The organism is Kitasatospora brasiliensis (assembly GCF_032654805.1).
In the GTDB taxonomy this organism is placed as follows: Bacteria; Actinomycetota; Actinomycetes; order Streptomycetales; family Streptomycetaceae; genus Kitasatospora; species Kitasatospora brasiliensis.
In genome coordinates, this window is record NZ_JAUOOW010000001.1 from 1671554 (window position 1) to 1690688 (window position 19135).

13 protein-coding genes are annotated in these 19135 nt (G+C 72.0%); 3 read left to right on the top strand and 10 right to left on the bottom strand.

Annotation, left to right across the window (positions count from 1 at the left end; translation table 11 throughout):
* Nucleotides 1–33 precede the first annotated feature (33 nt).
* The 4 genes from QWJ13_RS07650 to QWJ13_RS07665 all read right to left on the bottom strand — a co-directional run bounded on the left by QWJ13_RS07650 (nt 34) and on the right by QWJ13_RS07665 (nt 3411).
* Nucleotides 34–231, bottom strand: coding sequence for a hypothetical protein (locus tag QWJ13_RS07650; RefSeq protein WP_316521500.1), 198 nt, complete (start codon nt 229–231; stop codon nt 34–36).
* Nucleotides 232–714: 483 nt separating this feature from the next.
* A complete protein-coding gene (locus tag QWJ13_RS07655) occupies nt 715–1941 on the bottom strand; it encodes a PP2C family protein-serine/threonine phosphatase (RefSeq protein ID WP_316521502.1) in 1227 nt (408 codons plus the stop codon).
* Nucleotides 1942–2250: 309 nt separating this feature from the next.
* Nucleotides 2251–2736 (bottom strand): ribose-5-phosphate isomerase, encoded by a 486-nt coding sequence (locus tag QWJ13_RS07660; protein ID WP_316521504.1) that lies wholly within the window; start codon nt 2734–2736, stop codon nt 2251–2253.
* A 75-nt stretch (nt 2737–2811) separates the two neighbouring features.
* Nucleotides 2812–3411, bottom strand: coding sequence for a biotin transporter BioY (locus QWJ13_RS07665; protein ID WP_316521505.1), 600 nt, complete (start codon nt 3409–3411; stop codon nt 2812–2814).
* A gap of 266 nt (nt 3412–3677) precedes the next feature.
* Here QWJ13_RS07665 and QWJ13_RS07670 point away from each other — a divergent pair, with 266 nt between their 5' ends.
* On the top strand, nt 3678–5105 hold the full coding sequence (locus QWJ13_RS07670; protein WP_316521506.1) for an amino acid permease: 1428 nt from the start codon (nt 3678–3680) through the stop codon (nt 5103–5105).
* Nucleotides 5106–5181: 76 nt separating this feature from the next.
* Here the strand turns inward: QWJ13_RS07670 and QWJ13_RS07675 are convergent, their stop codons facing one another.
* Nucleotides 5182–5814 (bottom strand): mycothiol-dependent nitroreductase Rv2466c family protein, encoded by a 633-nt coding sequence (locus QWJ13_RS07675; protein ID WP_316521507.1) that lies wholly within the window; start codon nt 5812–5814, stop codon nt 5182–5184.
* Between the two features lie 221 nt (nt 5815–6035).
* Between QWJ13_RS07675 and pepN the strand changes: the two genes are divergently transcribed.
* On the top strand, nt 6036–8600 hold the full coding sequence (gene pepN / locus QWJ13_RS07680) for an aminopeptidase N (RefSeq protein ID WP_316521509.1): 2565 nt from the start codon (nt 6036–6038) through the stop codon (nt 8598–8600).
* A 57-nt stretch (nt 8601–8657) separates the two neighbouring features.
* On the opposite strand, the gene QWJ13_RS07685 is transcribed toward pepN, so the two are convergent.
* The gene (locus tag QWJ13_RS07685; RefSeq protein ID WP_316521511.1) at nt 8658–9965 is read right to left on the bottom strand and encodes a glycoside hydrolase family 18 protein; all 1308 of its coding nucleotides are present in this window, start codon (nt 9963–9965) and stop codon (nt 8658–8660) included.
* 216 nt (nt 9966–10181) lie between these two features.
* Nucleotides 10182–12827, bottom strand: a complete 2646-nt coding sequence (acnA, locus tag QWJ13_RS07690; protein ID WP_316521513.1) for an aconitate hydratase AcnA — start codon at nt 12825–12827, stop codon at nt 10182–10184.
* Nucleotides 12828–13169: 342 nt separating this feature from the next.
* Between acnA and QWJ13_RS07695 the strand changes: the two genes are divergently transcribed.
* Nucleotides 13170–13712: a superoxide dismutase family protein gene (locus tag QWJ13_RS07695; protein ID WP_316521514.1), complete on the top strand. Its 543-nt coding sequence runs from the start codon at nt 13170–13172 to the stop codon at nt 13710–13712.
* Between the two features lie 42 nt (nt 13713–13754).
* Here the strand turns inward: QWJ13_RS07695 and argF are convergent, their stop codons facing one another.
* From argF to QWJ13_RS07710, 3 genes are all read right to left on the bottom strand, one after another.
* The gene (argF, locus tag QWJ13_RS07700) at nt 13755–14756 is read right to left on the bottom strand and encodes an ornithine carbamoyltransferase (RefSeq protein ID WP_316521515.1); all 1002 of its coding nucleotides are present in this window, start codon (nt 14754–14756) and stop codon (nt 13755–13757) included.
* 162 nt (nt 14757–14918) lie between these two features.
* Nucleotides 14919–17570, bottom strand: a complete 2652-nt coding sequence (locus QWJ13_RS07705) for a polynucleotide kinase-phosphatase (RefSeq protein ID WP_316521517.1) — start codon at nt 17568–17570, stop codon at nt 14919–14921.
* The gene (locus QWJ13_RS07710; protein WP_316521520.1) at nt 17567–19132 is read right to left on the bottom strand and encodes a 3' terminal RNA ribose 2'-O-methyltransferase Hen1; all 1566 of its coding nucleotides are present in this window, start codon (nt 19130–19132) and stop codon (nt 17567–17569) included. Before QWJ13_RS07710 ends, QWJ13_RS07705 begins: the two co-directional genes overlap by 4 nt.
* Between the last annotated feature and the right edge of the window lie 3 nt (nt 19133–19135).

Genomic DNA, 19135 nt, shown 5'->3' on the forward strand with positions numbered 1-19135 from the left:
GCCCGGGGCGAGCGGGGCGCAGGGCCGACCGGGTCAGCCTCCGGTGATGCCGGAGATGCTGTGCGCCAGGTTGGACAGCAGGGAGTTGATCGAGGACGCGACCGTGGTCTCGTGCAGCATGAAGCCGAACAGGGCGGCGACGATCGCGTGCGGGATCTTCATCTGCTTGTTGCGGATGAAGATGATGCACAGGATCGCGAACAGGACCAGTGCGGAGACGGAGAGTGCCACCCGGACTCACTTCCTCGTTTTCATAGCGGGGTGCCACCGCCCGGCGGCACCTGCGAAAGCCGGACCCCGGCCTGTCCGACGGTCCCGAGGCGGAACCGCGGACCGTCCGGCACACCGCCGGCGAAGGAGCCCACGGTCGAACGCTCTCTGTCGTGCCGCATGTGACGCCCCCAATCCCCCGAATCCTGAACAGTCCCGCCCGGACTCAGTGTGGTCGACCGTGCCGATTGCGTAAAGGTCTGAAAGTCAGTCCAACGCCATATCCTGCGATGCGAGACGAGTTTCCGCCGACCGGGACGATAGCGGAGCGGTCTTGACGAACCGTCGGCGGGGGCGTGCTGAGCGGCGGGAAGACGACCGGGGGCGGGTAACGGAAGCCGCTGGTCCGGTCCGCCGACGGGGCGTCCGATTTGGCTGAAGATCAGCTACCAGGCTTGACAGTCGCGCCGGCTGTGACTCGCCCGCTCGCGGGGTCTCGCGGCGCTAGTCGCGCCAGAGCAGCAGCAGGGCACGGTCGTCGTTGATGTCCCGGGCCACCGTCTCGATCAGCGCGGCCGCGGCGCCCGCGCCGGTGCCGGGGCCGCCACCGGGCACCAGCCGGTCCGCCTCCCCCATCAGCCGGTCCATGCCCTCCCCGAGGTCCCGGCCCGGCGCCTCGACCATGCCGTCGGTGCAGAGCATCAGGACGTCGCCCCGGTTCAGTCGGCCGCGCACGCCCTCGAACTTGGCGCCGTCGTAGATCCCGAGCAGCGGGCCCTCGGCCTGCTTGACCTCCCAGCGCCCCTCCCCCGCCAGGCGCTGCATGCCCGGCAGGTGCCCGGCGGAGAGCAGCTCGTACTCGCCGGTGTCCAGGTCCAGCACCAGGTGGACGGCGGTGGCGAAGCCCTCGTCCCAGGACTGGCGCAGCAGGTAGCCGTTGGCGGCAGGCAGGAAGTCGTGCGCGGGCAGCGAGCCGACCAGGCCGCCGAAGGCGCCGGAGAGCAGCAGGGCGCGGGAGCCGGCGTCCATGCCCTTGCCGGAGACGTCCGCGAGGACCACCTCCAGCAGCCGCTGGCCGGGGCCGGTGCGGGCGGCGACCACGAAGTCCCCGGAGAAGGACTGGCCGCCGGCCGGACGCAGCGCCATGTCCGCGTGCCAGCCGTCCGGCAGCGCGGGCACCCGGCTCTGCACCCGCAGCCGCTCGCGCAGGTCGAACAGCATGGTGGAGCCGCCCCACCAGGGCACGCCGACCCGGGCCCGGAACTGGGCCAGCAGCAGGCCGCCGACGCCGGCGGCGCCGACCACCAGGGCGGCGCCCGGGGTGACGCCGTAGAGGTAGGCCTCGGGGTTGTCGCTGGCGACCCGCTGGCCGGTGTGGATCACGGACTCGGAGGAGAGGCCGAGCGCGGCCAGGGCGTAGAGCACCACCAGGCTGCCGGGGCGCAGCAGCAGGGCGCCGGCCAGGATCGGCAGGACCAGGGAGGTGGGCGGGGCCCAGTCGGGCATCCAGATGTTGAGCAGGATCAGCACCGGGACGAGCAGGGCGAGTGCGCAGAGCACCGGCCAGTCGGCGGCGCCGCCGCGGAAGTAGTCGACACCGGCCGTGCGCAGCCTTCGGCGGACCCGGCGGACCCTCTTGCGCAACCGGGCCGTCACGGGCTCGGACGCCGGGGCGGCGCCGGGCCTCGTCGCAGTCGTCTGGGGCTTGGTGCCCGGCGCTCTGCCAGCCATGGGGTCCGACCCTATCCACGGGTACCGCCCGGCGTCGACGGGCCGGGGGCGGGCGCGGTCGCCGGAGCGCGGGGTGCGGGGCGGGATTCGGCCGATCGGGAGGGTGGTGGGTGTGCCGTCAGGAGGCGTGTGCGGGTTGGGGCGTACGAACCAGGCGGTCGGTGTACGCGCCCCGCGTGCGGGTGTGTCCGCGCGCCGGTCCTGTGGCCGATCCCACAGCCGTCGCGGGGCCTGTGAGCGCCCCGGCGCCGGCGGCGGCCGGTCGCACGGGAGTGTGCGGCCGGCCGCCGGGAAGGTCGGGTGGGGGGATCAGCCCTGGGGGTGGTGGGCCGGGATCGGCGGGAGTTCGCCGGTGGTCTCGTACTCGCTGAGCATCTCGATCCGGCGGGTGTGCCGGGGCTCACCGCTGTAGGGGGTCTTGAGGAAGACCTCGACGAACTCGGTGGCCTCGTCCTGCGTGTGCATGCGGCCGCCGATGGAGATCACGTTGGCGTTGTTGTGCTGACGGCCGAGCTCGGCGGTCTGCGTGCTCCAGGCCAGCGCGGCCCGGACGCCCTTGACCTTGTTGGCGGCGATCGCCTCGCCGTTGCCCGAGCCGCCGATCACGATGCCCAGCGCCTCCGGGTCGGCGGCGGTGCGCTCGGCGGCGCGCAGGCAGAACGGCGGGTAGTCGTCCTCGGCGTCGTAGATGTGCGGCCCGCAGTCGACCGGCTCGTGGCCGGCCCCCTTGAGCCACTCCACGAGGTGGTTCTTCAGTTCGTATCCGGCATGGTCGGAGCCCAGGTACACGCGCATGCCATGAGTGTGGCATGCGGGTGCGCCCGGGCCCGACAACGGGTGCGCCGGATGGGGGCTCGCAGGCCTGGCGGGTCAGCGCTTGCCGAGCAGCTTCCAGGCCAGCGGCAGGGCGCCGGCGGCGAAGGCGGCCTTGAGGGCGTCGCCGACCAGGTACGGGTAGAGGCCGAGCTCGGCGGCGCGGGCGAGCGACACGTGCAGGGTCAGGGCGAGGTACGGGACGCCGACGGCGTAGATGGCCAGGCTGCCGAGGACCATGGTGACGGCGGTGTTGACCGGGGTGCGGTCGGCGCCGCGGCGGGCCAGCGCGCCGGTGACGGCGGCGGCGAGGACGAAGCCGAGCACGTAGCCGAAGGAGGGCATCGCCCAGCCCGAGGTGCCCTCGGCGAACCAGGGCAGGCCCGCCATGCCGGCCAGCAGGTAGAGCGCGAGCGAGGCGATGCCGCGGCGGGCGCCGAGCGCGGTGCCGACCAGCAGGGCGGCGAACGTCTGGCCGGTGACCGGCACCGGCGAGCCGGGGACGTTGACCGACAGCTGGGCGGCCACGCCGGTCAGCGCGGCGCCGCCGACCACCAGGGCCAGGTCGCGGGCCTGGGTGCCGAGGCGGGTGGAGGCGGCGGGCAGCAGGTCGGCGAGGACGGCGCGGCGCGGTGTCGGGGTGGTGGCGGTGGCCATCGGGGCTCCTCCGGGAACAGGTGGGTGATCACCTGTGAACCTACGTGGTGATCCATTGGGCGAACGGGTCGGTTTCGGACAAACCCCTGACCTCGGGGGTTGTCGAAACCGACCGAGATCGACAACTGGTTACCTGGTGATCACGCTGGGTTCCGGCGAGGTCCGCATGGTGAGCCCTGATCGATCATCTTTGGCATGGACAGGGGTGGCGCCGGATATTGGACAACTCGTACCGCTTATCGCACGGCAGTCTGGAACCACCCCTTATGGCCCCCACCTCCGCACCTCCGGCGACCGGGACGCCCAGCGGCGCCCAACCGGCCGCGAGCCCGGCGTCGGGACAGCAGCTCACCCACGGGCTGAAGCAGCGCCACCTGTCGATGATCGCCCTCGGCGGCGTGATCGGCGCCGGCCTCTTCGTCGGCTCCGGCGCCGGCATCGCGGCCGCCGGCCCGGCGATCATCCTCGCGTTCGTGCTCTCCGGCCTCCTGGTCATGCTGATCATGCGGATGCTCGGTGAGATGTCGGCCGCCCGCCCCGCCTCCGGCTCGTTCTCGGTGCACGCCGAGAAGGAGCTCGGCCCCTGGGCCGGGATCACCTCCGGCTGGATGTACTGGGTGATGCTCTGCTGCGGTGTCGCCGCCGAGGCCACCGCGGCCGGGAAGATCGTCAACGGCTGGATCCCGGGCGTCTCCGCCTGGGTCTGGGTCGCGCTGTTCATGACCTTCTTCTGCGCCAGCAACCTCACCGCGGTGAAGAACTTCGGCGAGTTCGAGTTCTGGTTCGCCGCGATCAAGATCGCCTCGATCATCGCCTTCCTGGTCCTCGGCGGGCTGGGCATCGCCGGAGTGATCGGCCCCGGCGCCCCCGGCGTCGAGAACCTCACCGGCCAGGGCGGCTTCCTGCCCAAGGGCGTCGAGGGACTGATCGTCGGCCTGGTCGCCTCGGTCTTCGCGTACGGCGGTCTGGAGACCGTCACCATCGCCGCCGCCGAGTCCGACGACCCCAAGAAGAACGTCGCCAACGCCGTGCGCACCGCGGTGTGGCGGATCGCGATCTTCTACATCGGCTCGATGGCCCTGGTGGTCACCCTGGTGTCCTGGAAGGACCCGAAGGTCGTCTCCGACGGCCCGTACGTCACCGTGCTGAGCCACCTCGGGGTGCCCGCCGCCGGGGCGATCATGCAGGTGGTGGTGCTGGTCGCGCTGCTGTCCGCGATGAACGCCAACATCTACGGCGCCTCCCGGATGGCGTTCTCGCTGGTCGGCCGCGGCCAGGGCCCCAAGGCGCTGGCCAAGGTCAGCGGCGGGGTGCCGCGCCGGGCCGTGCTGGCCTCCTGCCTGTTCGGCTTCGGCGCCGTGCTGGCCGCCAAGTTCTGGCCGGAGACCGTGTTCACCTGGCTGATGAACACCACCGGCGTGGCGATCCTGGTGGTCTGGCTGTTCATCTGCGTGGTCCAGCTGCGGATGCGCCGCCGGCTGGAGCGTGAGGCGCCCGAGCTGCTCACCGTGAAGATGTGGGGCTACCCGTACCTGACCTGGATCGCGATGGCCGCGGTGGCCGGCATCCTCGCCCTGATGACCACCACCCCGGGCAACCGCGCCCAGCTGTACGCGGCCGGCGTGCTCGTCGCGGTGTTCACCGGCATCGGGCTGGTCAAGCAGCGCCGGGACGCTGCCGCCGCCCTGAGCTGACCCTGACGCACGTGCGGCACGATGAGGGCCCGGTACCGATCGGTACCGGGCCCTCGCCGCGCCCGCTACTCGGGGCTCACTCGAAGGACGGGCCGGCCGTCCGGGTGCGCTTGATCTCGTAGAAGCCCGGGGTGGAGGCCACCAGCAGGGTGCCGTCCCACAGCCGGGCCGCGGCCTCGCCCTTCGGGGCGGGGGTGACCACCGGGCCGAAGAAGGCGACCCGCTCGCCGTCCACGCCCTCGACCGCGATCACCGGGGTGCCGACGTCCTCGCCGACCAGGGTGATGCCCTCCTTGTGCGAGGCGCGCAGGGCCTCGTCGTACGCGTCCGTGCCGGCCGCGTCGGCCAGCTCGGCGGGCAGGCCCGCGGCCACCAGGGCGGCCTCGATGGTCTCCCGGTTCTGCGGCAGGCCCTGGTTGTGGAAGCGCAGGCCCAGCTCGGTGTAGAGCCGGCCGAGCACGTCCGGCCCGTGCCGCTCGGCGGCGGCGATGCAGACCCGCACCGCTCCCCAGGCGTTGTCCAGCAGCTCGCGGTAGCTCTCCGGGAGGTCCCGGTGCTCGTTGAGCACCGACAGGCTCATCACGTGCCAGCGCACGTCGACCGGACGCAGCTGCTGGACCTCGACCAGCCAGCGGGACGTCATCCACGCCCAGGGACAGGCCGGGTCGAACCAGAAGTCGGCGGTCTTGCGCTCAGCGGCAGTCGTCACTGGGTGTCGTCCTTCGTGAGGTGATCCGAGGCAGGGAGGTATTCCACCCCCGAACGCCAACATCCGCTCCACGCCGCTGATTCCGGTGCGGGCACGGCGGTCTGTGCAATGGTACTGACGGAGCGAGGCGTGAAAGGATGAGCCCGCGCGGAACACACCCGCGCCGAGACCGCACCATCCACTGGCGCACCACCGTGCGAGCCGGACAAAGGAGTACCGCCGTGCCGGGCAAGAACCTCAGCCGCGACGAGGCGCAGCAGCGGGCCAGCATCCTGGCCGTGGACGGTTACCAGGTCCGGCTGGACGTGACCTCGGCCCCGGACCGGGCGGCCGGCACCTTCCGCTCCACCACCACCGTCACCTTCCGCTGCTCCCAGCCCGGTGCGGACACCTTCCTCGACCTGCTGGCCCCGGCCGTCCGCTCGGTCACCCTGAACGGCCGCGCCCTCGACCCGGCCACCGCCTACGACGGCGCCCGGGTGCACGTCGACGGCCTGGCCGCCGAGAACGTGCTGACCGTCGAGGCGGACTGCGCCTACAGCCGCACCGGCGAGGGCCTGCACCGCTTCGTCGACCCGGTGGACGGCGAGACCTACCTGTACACCCACTACGAGCCGGCCGACGCCCGCCGGGTGTTCGCGAACTTCGAACAGCCCGACCTGAAGGCCCCGTTCACGTTCACCGTGACCGCGCCGGCCGCCTGGGACGTGTGGTCCAACGCGCCGCACGAGAAGGTCACCGCCGAAGGCGACGCCCGCACCTGGGAGTTCGCGCCGACCAAGCCGATCTCCACCTACCTCACCGCCGTCGTCGCCGGCCCGTACCACGTCGCCCGCGACCACTACCGCCGTGAGCTGGCCGACGGCACCGCGCTGGAGATCCCGCTCTCCGCGATGTGCCGCAAGTCGCTGGCCCCGTACTTCGACGCGGACGAGATCCTCGGCGTCACCAAGCTCGGACTCGACTTCTTCCACGAGGAGTTCGACTACCCGTACCCCTTCGGCAAGTACGACCAGGCCTTCGTCCCCGAGTACAACATCGGCGCGATGGAGAACCCCGGCTGCGTCACCTTCCGCGAGGAGTTCGTCTTCCGCTCGAAGGTCACCGACGCCGCGTACGAGGGCCGGGCCAACGTCATCCTGCACGAGATGGCGCACATGTGGTTCGGTGACCTGGTCACCATGCGCTGGTGGGACGACCTGTGGCTGAAGGAGTCCTTCGCCGACTTCATGGGCTCCTACGGCCTGATCGGCGCCCGCACCCGCTACTCCTCGGCCTGGATCACCTTCGCCAACCAGCGCAAGGCCTGGGCCTACCGGCAGGACCAGTTCCCCACCACCCACCCGATCACCGCGGACATCCGGGACCTGGAGGACGCCAAGCTCAACTTCGACGGCATCACCTACGCCAAGGGCGCCTCCGTCCTCAAGCAGCTGGTGGCGTACGTCGGTTCGGAGGCGTTCTTCGAGGGCGCCCGCCGCTACTTCAAGCGCCACGCCTTCGGCAACACCGAGCTGGGCGACCTGCTGGAGGTGCTGGAGGAGACCAGCGGCCGCGACCTCAAGACCTGGGCCGCCGCCTGGCTCCAGACCTCCGGGGTCAACGCGCTCACCCCGCAGGTCACCACCGACGCCGAGGGCCGGATCACCGAGCTGGCCGTGCTCCAGGACGGCGAGGTGCTGCGCCCGCACCGGATCGCGGTCGGCCTGTACGACCGGGACGCGGAGGGCGCCCTGGTGCGCACCGCGCGGATCGAGCTGGACGTCACCGGTACCCGGACGGCGGTCGCCGAGGCGGTCGGCCTGGCCCGCCCGGCGCTGGTGCTGCTCAACGACGACGACCTGACGTACTGCAAGATCCGCTTCGACGAGGAGTCACTGGAGAGCCTGCGCACCGGCCTCGGCGACATCCACGGCGAGCTGGCCAGGGCGCTCGCCTGGTCGGCCGTCTGGAACCTCACCCGGGACGGTCTGATGCCGGCCCGGGACTACGTCGCCCTGGTGCTGCGCTTCGCCGGCCAGGAGGGCAACATCGGCGTCCTCCAGTCGCTGCACGCCCAGGCCAAGACCGCCGTCGACCTGTACGCCGACCCGGCCTGGCGCGGCGAGGGCGGCCGGCTGCTCGCCGACGGCGCGCTGCGCGAGCTGCGCGCCGCCGTCCCGGGCAGCGACCACCAGCTGGCCTGGGCCCGCTTCCTCGCCCAGACCGCGGGCGGCGCCGAGCACCTCGGCCTGGTCCGCGGCCTGCTGTCCGGCAGCGCCCGGATCGACGGCCTGGAGGTGGACCAGGAGCTGCGCTGGTCGCTGTGGCTGGCGCTGGCCGCGTCCGGCCAGGCCACCGACGAGGAGCTGGCCGCCGAGCTGGCGGCCGACAACACCGCGAGCGGCAAGCGGCACCACACCGAGTGCCTGGCCGCCCGGCCCACCGCGGAGGCCAAGGCCGCCGCCTGGTCGGCGGTGATCGACTCGGACGAGCTGCCGAGCGCCCTGGTCGAGGCCAACACCGGGGGCTTCTCGATCCCCGCCCAGCGTGACCTGACCGCTCTCTACGCGGCGCCGTACTTCAAGCTGCTGGAGCGGATCTGGGCCGAGCGGAGCATCGAGATCGCGATGCGGATCGTCGGCGGCTTCTTCCCGATCGCCCAGACCGGGGAGCAGACCCTGGCCGAGGCCGACGCCTGGCTGGAGGGGCACCCGCAGGCCGCGCCGGCGCTGCGCCGCCTGGTGCTGGAGCGCCGGGACGACCTGGCCCGGGCGCTGCGGGCGCAGGCCTGCGACCGGCCCTGACGCACACCCCGGAGGGGCCCGCCGTCGCGACGGCGGGCCCCTCCGCCGTTTCCGGCGTCAGCCACGGCTCAGGCCGCGGTCCAGGGCGGCGATCGCGCTGCCCTGGGCGTCGTCGCCGTCCAGCGACCAGACCATCACCCCGGCCAGGTCGTTCCAGCGGGTGTAGCGGGCCTTCGCGGTGAGCACGTCGGCGGTGTCGTAGCTGTAGAAGGTGGTGCCGTCGTACTTCCAGGACGCGCCGTGGTCGCGGTCCAGGTAGACCTTGCCCGGCAGCGCGTTGATCTCCTGGTACGAGCGGTCCGGCGCGGCCGCGGTGGCGCTCTGGTAGAGGCCGCCGCGGGTGCCGGGGGCGACGCCCGTCCAGCCGTGGCCGTACAGCGGGGCGCCGAGGACGAGCTGCTCGGAGGGCATGCCGCGGTCCTGGTAGTGGTCGACGGCCGTGTCGGCGCTGCGCTGTCGCGGGTCCGGGTCGGTCGGGTCGGAGTACAGCGGGGCCTGGTGGTTGGCCGGGCCCTTGCCCTCCCACGGGCCGTGCAGGTCGTAGGTCATCACGTTCAGCCAGTCCACGGACTCGCTCAGCTGCGGCAGTTCGAGCCGGTCGGCGACGGTCTCGTTGGCGGCGACGGCGGCGGTCAGCAGGTAGTGCTTGCCCTTCTTGCCGCTCAGCGCGTCCAGCTGGCCGCGGAACTCCTCCATCAGCAGGGTGAAGTTGCGCCCGTCCTCGGGGCGGACCACGTTGCCCTCGTCCCCGCCGCCGCCCGGGTACTCCCAGTCGATGTCGATGCCGTCGAAGACGCCCGCGGCCGCGCCCTTGCCGCCCTCCGGGGAGTCGGCCAGGACCGGCAGGTCGCCCTTGAGGTAGAGGTCGACGCAGGAGGAGACGAACTTCTTGCGGGACTCCTCGGTGGCGGCCGCGTCGGAGAAGTACTTCGACCAGGTCCAGCCGCCCAGCGAGATGACCGTGCGCAGCTGGGGGTTCTTCGCCTTGAGCTTGCGCAGCTGGTTGAAGTGGCCCTTCAGCTGCTGCCCGGGGGCGTCGGCCACGCCGTCCACCGACTGGGCGGCGGAGAAGGGGCGCTGGTAGTCGTCGCGGGCGTCGCCCTGGCCGGCCTCGTTGCTCTCGAAGCAGGTGCCCTCGGGGGACACGTTGCCGAAGGCGTAGTTGATGACGGTGAGCTTGCCGGCCTGACCGGAGTCCTGGACCCGCTTGGCGGAGCTCTCGGCGCCCCACTGGGTGAAGTAGCCGACCCGCTGGCCCTTCAGCTTCGGGCCGTGCGGGCCGTCGGCCGCGCCGGCGGTGGCGGGGGCGGCGAGCAGCGCGGCAGCGGTGGCGGCGGCGAGCAGGGCTGAGGCGCGAGTGGGCATACCGGACCTGTTCTCTGAGGCAACGTCAAATGGTCTGGACCAGATGCCACAGAGGTTTAGTCCATCGGCCGTTCACCGCACAAGGGGTAGGACGCAACCGGCGCAGCATGCAAAAGCGGCACGCGGGAGCGCATGGGAAAGCGGCACGCGAAGGCGCACGCGAAAGGGGCCGGACCGCGACGTGCGGTCCGGCCCCTTTTAGGCCTGTGCCGGGACTCAGCCGATCAGGCTGCGCAGCACGTACTGGAGGATGCCACCGTTGCGGTAGTAGTCCGCCTCACCGGGGGTGTCGATGCGGACGACCGCGTCGAACTCCTTGTCACCGGCCTTGACCTTGACGGTCTTCGGGGTGCGGCCCTCGTTGAGCTCGGTCACGCCGGTGATGGAGAAGGTCTCCTCGCCGGTCAGGCCGAGGGACTCGGCGTTCTCGCCCTCCGGGAACTGGAGCGGCAGGACGCCCATGCCGATCAGGTTCGAGCGGTGGATGCGCTCGTACGACTCGGCGATGACGGCCTTGACGCCCAGCAGCGCGGTGCCCTTGGCGGCCCAGTCGCGGGACGAGCCGGAGCCGTACTCCTTGCCCGCCAGGACGACCAGCGGGATGCCGGCGGCCTGGTAGTTCTGCGAGGCGTCGTAGATGAACGACACCGGCGCGTCGGCCTGGGTGAAGTCGCGGGTGTAGCCGCCCTCGGTGCCCGGCGCGATCTGGTTGCGCAGGCGGATGTTGGCGAAGGTGCCGCGGATCATCACCTCGTGGTTGCCACGACGGGAACCGTAGGAGTTGAAGTCGCGCTTCTCGACACCGTTGGCGGTCAGGTACTGAGCCGCCGGGGTGCCCGGCTTGATGTTGCCGGCCGGGGAGATGTGGTCGGTGGTGACCGAGTCGCCCAGCTTGGCCAGGACGCGGGCGCCGGCGATGTCGGTCACCGGGCTCGGGGTCTTGGCCATGCCCTCGAAGTACGGGGGCTTGCGGACGTAGGTGGACTCGGCGTCCCACTCGAAGGTGTTGCCGGTCGGGACCGGGAGCGACTGCCAGCGGTGGTCGCCGGCGAAGACGTCCTGGTAGCCCTTGTCGAACATGGCCTCGTCGATGGAGCCGGCGACGGTGTCGGCGACCTCCTGCTCCGACGGCCAGATGTCGGCGAGGAAGACGTCGTTGCCGTCGGCGTCCTGGCCCAGGGCGTCCCGGGTGATGTCGACGTTCATGTTGCCGGCGAGGGCGTAGGCGACCACCAGCGGCGGGGAGGCCAGGTAGTTCATCTTGACGTCGGGGTTGATCCGGCCCTCGAAGTTGCGGTTGCCGGAGAGCACCGAGACGACCGCCAGGTCGGCCTCGTTGACGGCGGCCGAGACCTCCTCGGGCAGCGGGCCCGAGTTGCCGATGCAGGTGACGCAGCCGTAGCCGACCAGGTTGAAGCCCAGCTTCTCCATGTACGGGAGCAGGCCGGCCTTCTCGTAGTAGTCCATGACGACCTTGGAGCCGGGCGCCAGGGTGGTCTTGACCCAGGGCTTGACGTGCAGGCCCTTCTCCACGGCCTTCTTCGCCAGCAGGGCGGCGCCCAGCATGACGGAGGGGTTGGAGGTGTTGGTGCAGGAGGTGATCGAGGCGATCACGACCGCGCCGTTGTCGATCTCGTAGGACGAGCCGTCGGGGGCGGCGACGGCGGTCGGCTTCGAGGCCTCGGCGGAGTAGGTCGGCAGCGCCTCGGCGAACTTCTCGGCGGCCTCGGCCAGGATCACGCGGTCCTGCGGGCGCTTCGGGCCGGAGATCGACGGGACGACGGTCGAGACGTCCAGCTCCAGGTACTCGGAGTAGACCGGCTCGTGCGCCGGGTTGTGCCAGAGGCCCTGCTCCTTGGCGTACGCCTCGACCAGGGCGAGCTGCTGCTCGTCACGGCCGGTGAGCTTCAGGTAGTTGATCGTCTCGGCGTCGATCGGGAAGATCGCGCAGGTCGAGCCGAACTCCGGCGACATGTTGCCGATGGTGGCGCGGTTGGCCAGCGGGATGGAGCCGATGCCGTCGCCGTAGAACTCGACGAACTTGCCGACCACACCGTGCTTGCGCAGCATCTCGGTGATGGTGAGCACCAGGTCGGTGGCGGTGGTGCCGGCCGGCAGCTCGCCGGTCAGCTTGAAGCCGACCACGCGCGGGATCAGCATGGAGACCGGCTGGCCCAGCATCGCGGCCTCGGCCTCGATGCCGCCGACGCCCCAGCCCAGCACGCCCAGGCCGTTGACCATGGTGGTGTGCGAGTCGGTGCCGACGCAGGTGTCCGGGTAGGCCTGGCCGCCGCGGACCATGACGGTGCGGGCCAGGTGCTCGATGTTCACCTGGTGGACGATGCCGGTGCCCGGCGGGACGACCTTGAACTCGTCGAAGGCGGTCTGGCCCCAGCGCAGGAACTGGTAGCGCTCCTTGTTGCGGCCGTACTCGATCTCGACGTTCTGGGTGAACGCGTCCTTGGTGCCGAACTTGTCGGCGATGACCGAGTGGTCGATGACCAGCTCGGCCGGGGCCAGCGGGTTGATCTTGGCCGGGTCGCCGCCCAGCTCCTTGACGGCCTCACGCATGGTGGCGAGGTCGACCACGCACGGCACGCCGGTGAAGTCCTGCATGATCACGCGGGCCGGGGTGAACTGGATCTCCTGGCTCGGCTGGGCGTTCTCGTCCCAGTTGCCCAGGGCCCGGATGTGGTCGGCGGTGATGTTCGCGCCGTCCTCCGTGCGGAGCAGGTTCTCCAGCAGCACCTTGAGGCTGTAGGGCAGCCGCTCGGAACCCTCGACGGCGGAGAGCTTGAAGATCTCGTACGACTCGTCGCCCACCTGCAGCGAGCTGCGGGCGTCGAAGCTGTTCGCGGACACGACTGACTCCTTCTGGGTGCTTCGTGCGGTATCCGGCCGCCACGCGGTGGTAAGGTCAGCCTTACTTAGGCTTACCTATCCCGCATCGCCGGCGAGCGCCTCTCGGCAAGTATCTTGATGTCGAGATATATCGTAAAGGGCAGTTATCTCGATGTCGAGATAAACCATAGTGCATGCCCGAACCCGCCTGTCGTCCGGGCGGCCGCCATCGGCGGCACCACCCACAAGCTCACCACCGGAAGCGCCGGTCGGCGAGGGGGCGACGGCGGACCGGGGTGTCCTCGGGGGCTGCGACCCGTTAACAGGGGGACCGTCGCCCCGACCGTGGAAGGCCCGCCCCCGATGCCCGCTCCGCTCGCCGCCGCCCTGCTGCCGCTGGCCCTGCTCACCCCCGCCGCCTCCCCGGTCTCGGTGGTCGAGGCCGCCTTCGACCCGCCCACCGCCTTCGTCCCACCGGCCGCCGTCAGCTACGCGAACGATCTGGTCCCGTACGGCTCGCACGCCCGGATCGTCACCGACCGCTCGGTGCCCGGACGGACGGCGCTCACCCTGACGGCCACCGGGCTCGCCCCCGACCACGAGTTCCCGGTGCACCTGCATACCGGCGGCTGCGGGGCCGATCCGGCCTCCTCCGGGCCGCACTACCAGGACCGGATCGACCCGGTGCAGCCGTCCACCGACCCGGCGTACGCCAACGAGCGCAACGAGCTGCGGCTGGTGCTGCGCACCGACGGACGGGGCGCGGGCAGCGCCACCACCACGGTGGCGTGGCAGCCGCGACCGGGCGAGGCGCGCTCGCTGGTGCTGCACGCGGGCAGCCCGGCGGGCGGGCACGCGGCGGCCGACCGGGTGGGGTGCGTCAAGCTGGACGAGCTCGACGGCTGAGGACCAGACCTGGGCCTGGGCTCAGGAGCCGAGTGCCTGGGCTCAGGAGCCGAGGGTGGCGACCAGGACCGCCTTGATGGTGTGCAGCCGGTTCTCGGCCTGGTCGAACACGATGGAGTGCGCCGACTCGAACAGCTCGTCGGTGCACTCCAGCTCGGACATGCCGGTCGCCTCGTACATCTGCCGCCCGACCACCGTGCCCAGGTCGTGGAAGGCGGGCAGGCAGTGCAGGAACTTCACGGCCGGGTTGCCGGTGGCCCGGACGGTGTCCATCGAGACCTGGTACGGCTTGAGCAGCTCGATCCGCTCGGCCCAGACCTCCTTGGGCTCGCCCATCGAGACCCAGACGTCGGTGTAGAGGAAGTCGGCGCCGGCCACGCCCTCGGCCACGTCCTCGGTCAGGGTAATCCGGGCACCGGTCGCCTCGGCCAGGGCCTGGGCCGACTTCCGCACGTCCTCGGCCGGCCAGAGCTCGCGGGGGGCGACGATCCGGATGTCCATGCCGAGCAGGGCGCCGGTGACCAGCAGCGAGTTGCCCATGTTGGAACGGGCGTCGCCGAGGTAGGCGAGGGCGACCTCGGGGAGCGGCTTGACGGTGTGCTCGGTGATGGTGAGCACGTCGGCCAGCATCTGGGTGGGGTGCCACTCGTCGGTCAGGCCGTTCCAGACCGGCACGCCGGAGTACTCGGCGAGCTCCTCGACGACCTCCTGGCCGTGGCCGCGGTACTCGATGCCGTCGAACATCCGGCCGAGCACCCGGGCGGTGTCCTTGATGGACTCCTTGTGGCCGATCTGCGAGGCCGCCGGGTCCAGGTAGACGGTGGTGGCACCCTGGTCGTGGGCCGCGATCTCGAAGGCGCAGCGGGTGCGGGTGGAGGTCTTCTCGAAGATCAGCGCGATGTTCTTGCCGCGCAGCCGGGGCTGCTCGGTGCCCGCGTACTTCGCTGCCTTGAGCCCGGCGGCGAGGTCCACCAGGAAGCGGAACTCCTGGGGGGTGAAGTCGAGTTCCTTGAGGAAGTGTCTGTTCCGGAGGTTGAAGGCCATGCCGGGCTCCTGAGGTGATGGTGCTGGTATGGTGCCGAGAGAAAGGGTAAGTGTATACGATGTCCAGAATTTCTATGCAGCGGCGGGGCGGATGAGGGGAGCCCCGCCACGGGACTCCCCTCGTTCGGCGCCCTCCGGCACGCGGCGCATCCTCCGGCTCTCTCAGAGCCGGGGGTCGACCGGCTCCGACTCCAGCGCGAGCACCGCGAAGACCGGCTCGTGCACCCGCCACAGCGGCTCCCCCGCCGCCAGCCTGTCCAACGCCTCCAGGCCCAGCGCGTACTCGCGCAGCGCCAGCGAGCGCTTGTGACCCAGCGTGCGCAGGCGCAGCCGGTCGAGATGCTCGGTGTAGTCCGGGCCGTAGATGATCCGCAGGTACTCCCGGCCGCGCACCTTCACCCCGGGCTGCACCAGGCCGCCCGACCGGCCCTCGCCACGCACGGTGCGCACCAGCGAGGCCAGCGGCTTGACCACCATGCCCTCGCCGCCCGCCCCGGTCAGCTCCTCCCACCAGGCGGTGGCGGCGGCCGTCGAGGCCTCGTCCTCGGTGTCCACCAGGATCCGGCGGGTGCGGTGCAGCAGCGGCTCCTTGCCCTCGGCCGTGTCCGCGCCGGCCGTGTCACCGCCGGCCGTGTCCGCGTCCACCAGGCGGTCGATCCAGGCGAGGTGCTCGTCGTGCGGACGCACCGCGAGGTTCGCCCCCTCGGCGGCCAGCAGCTGGAACGGCGCGAGCCGGATGCCCGCCAGACCCTCGGTCGGCCAGCAGTAGCGCCGGTACGCCTCGGTGAACGCCCGCGCGTCGGCGGCGCGCTGCCGCTGGCGGGCGGTCAGGTCGGCCAGGTCCAGGCCGCGCCCGGCCGCCCGCTCCAGCGCGGACAGCACCTCCGGCAGGGCGGCGCCCGCCGCCGCGCCGACCGACGCGTACTGGCGGCGCAGCAGCTCCACCGCCTTCAGCGACCAGGGCATCAGCTCGGCGTCCAGCAGCAGCCAGTCGGAGGCCAGCTCCTCGAACAGCCCGGCGCGCTCGGCGGCCGCCCGGACCTTGTCGAGCACGGCGCCGGTCAGCTCCTCGTCCGTGAGGAAGGCGCGGCCGGTCCTGGTCCAGATCGCACCGGGGCCGGCCACGCCGAAGCGCCGCTCCAGCGCCGTATCGTCCCGGGCGACCAGCAGCACCGCGCGCGAGCCCATGTGCTTCTCCTCGCAGACCAGGTGCCGGACACCGTCCGCCCGGTAGCCGAGGAAGGCCTCCTCCGGGTGCTCCAGGTAGCCGTCCCGGCGGGAGGTGGCGCTCGGCGCCATGGTCGGCGGCAGGTAGGAGAGCAGCCGCGGGTCCAGCGCGAAGCGGCTCATCACCTCCAGCGCGGCCGCGGCGTTCTCCTCCCGGACGGCGACCCGCCCGTGCAGCCCCGTCTCGACGATCCGGCGCCCGGTCACGTCGGCCAGGTCCAGCGGACGGCCCTCGCGGGCGCCCGGCGCGTCGGTGATCAGCGGGCGCACCGGGGCATACCACTCGCGCTCGGCCTCGACGACCACCAGCTCGCGCTCCGGATAGCGCAGCGCGGTCAGACTGCCGCCGAAGACGCAGCCGGTGTCCAGGCAGATGGTGTTGTTGACGAAGCTCGCGGTCGGCACCGGGGTGTGGCCGTAGACCACCAGCGCCCGGCCGCGGTACTCCTCCGCCCACGGGTAGCGCACCGGCAGGCCGTACTCGTCGGTCTCACCCGTGGTGTCCCCGTACAGCGCGTGCGAGCGGACCCGGCCGGAGGTGCGGCCGTGATATTTCTCCGGCAGGCCCGCATGGCAGACCACCAGGGCGCCGCCGTCCAGCAGGTAGTGGCTGACCAGGCCGCGCATGAACGCGCGGACCTCGGCACGGAACTCCTCGCTCTCCCCGGCCAGCTGGTCCAGCGACTCCTGGAGGCCGTACGCGACGGTGACCTTCTTGCCGGCCATCGCCCGGCCGAGCTTGTTCTCGTGGTTGCCCGGCACGCAGAGCGCGTGGCCCGCCGCCACCATGCCCATCACCAGGCGCAGCACGCCCGGGGTGTCGGGGCCGCGGTCGACCAGGTCGCCGACGAAGACGGCGGTGCGGCCCTCGGGGTGGGCGGCGTCCACCGGGCGGCCCTCGGCGTCCCGGGTGAAGGTGTAGCCGAGGCGGGTCAGCAGGGTCTCCAGCTCGGCGCGGCAACCGTGGATGTCGCCGACGATGTCGAACGGGCCGGTGAGGTGACGCAGGTCGTTGTAGCGCTTCTCCAGCACGATCTCGGCGGCCGCCACCTCGGCCTCACCGCGCAGGACGTGCACCTTGCGGAAGCCCTCACGCTCCAGGCCCCGCAGGGAACGGCGCAGCTCGCGGTGCTGGCGCGGGACGACGTGGGCGGGCAGCTGCCGGTCCGGGCGGGAACGGTTGCGCTCGGCGCACACCCCCGGCGGGAGGTCCAGGACGATCGCGATCGGCAGCACGTCGTGCTCGCGGGCGAGCTCGACCAGCCGCCGGCGGGCCTCGGGCTGGACGTTGGTGGCGTCCACGACGGTCAGCCGGCCGGCCGCCAGCCGCTTGCCGACGATGTAGTACAGGACGTCGAAGGCCTCGGCGGAGGCGGACTGGTCGTTCTCGTCGTCGGCGACCAGGCCCCGGCAGAAGTCCGAGGAGACCACCTGGGTGGGCAGGAAGTGGCGGCGGGCGAAGGTGGACTTGCCGGCGCCGCTGGTGCCGATCAGGACGACGAGGGAGACGTCGGTGACGGGGAGGCGGCGCGGGGCGGTGTCGGTGGTGTCGGCAGTGTCGGTGGCGCCCGTGGTGTCGTCGGTCATCGGGGTTCGCCTCCTTCGGGCGTCGTGGTCGGGGCTGTGGTGAACAGGGCCAGCTGGGTGGGTGCGCCGACCTCCTCGTCCTCCGGACCGACCGGGCGCAGCTCGACGGTGTAGCCGTACGCGGCGGCGACCTTCTCGGCCCAGGCCCGGAACTCGGCCCGGGACCACTCGAAGCGGTGGTCGGAGTGCCGGACGGTGCCCGCCGGCAGGCTCTCCCAGCGGACGTTGTACTCGGCGTTCGGCGTGGTGACCACGACCGTCCTCGGCCGGGCGGCCCCGAACACCGCGTACTCCAGCGCGGGCAGCCTGGGCAGGTCCAGATGCTCGATCACCTCGCACAGCACCGCCGCGTCGAAGCCCTTCAGTCGGGCGTCGGTGTAGGTGAGCGCGCCCTGGACCAGCGACACCCGGGCAGCCTGACGCTCCGACAGCCGCTCCAGACCCAGCTTACGGCTCGCCACCCGCAGTGCCCGGACGGAGACGTCCACCCCGAGGATCCCGGTGAACCGGGGGTCCTTGAGCAGCGCGCCGAGCAACTCGCCCTGGCCGCAGCCGAGATCGGCGACCTTGGCGGCGCCGGTCTCGCGCAGCGCGGTGAGGATCGCGGTGCGGCGCTGCTCGGCGAGCGAGGGCTGCCGGGGCTCCTGCTCCTGCTGAGGCCCCTGGAGTTCTTCCTCCGGCCGGTCGTCGACCGCGTTGTCGATCTCCTCGACCTCGCGGTCGTCCGCCTCCGCCAGCCGGGCCAGCTCCAGACGCTCCATCGCGGCCCGGGTCAGCGACCAACGCCGGGACAGGTAGCGGCGGGTGATCAGGGCGCGCTCCGGGTGGGCGGCCAGCCAGCCCTGACCTGCGGCGAGCAGCTTGTCCACCTCGTCCGGGGCGACCCAGTAGTGCTTGGCCCCGTCCAGCACCGGCAGCAGCACGTACAGCTGCTGGAGCGCCTCGGCGAGCCGTACCGTCCCGGAGGAGAGCGCGATCCGCACGTAGCGGGACTCGCCCCACTCGGGGAACGACTCGTCCAGCGGGATCGCCGTCGCCTCGACCTGCCAGCCCAGCGGCTCGAACAGCCGGGCCACCAGGGCCGGGCCACCGCCCTCGCCGACGGCGCTCGCGGGGACGCCGTTCGCGGGGACGGCGCTCGCGGGGATGCCGTTCACGGGCACGGCAGGCAGTTCGATCCGCAGCGGACGGGCCTGACCGGGCAGTTCGGGGCGGGCCGGGCAAGCGCCCTTCATCGCGGACCGGAACACCGTGCGCAGCGCCACCGCGAGCAGCGAGGAGGCGGCGTACGGGCGGTCGTTGACGTACTGGGCGAGCGCGAAGTCGGGCGAGCCGCCGCGCCCCCTGCCGTCGCCGCGGCCCTTGCGGACCAGCGCGATCGGGTCGATGTCCAGCAGCAGCGCCGCCGTGCAGACCTCGTCCCCCGCCTCGGGGTAGAAGACGTGGGCCTCGCCGTGCGACGTGGTGAACCGCTGGAGCTTGCCGGGGTGCTTGTGCAGCAGGAACCCGAGATCCGTGGCCGGGTTCTCGGCGCTGCCGGTGGTGGAGATCGACATGAACACCCG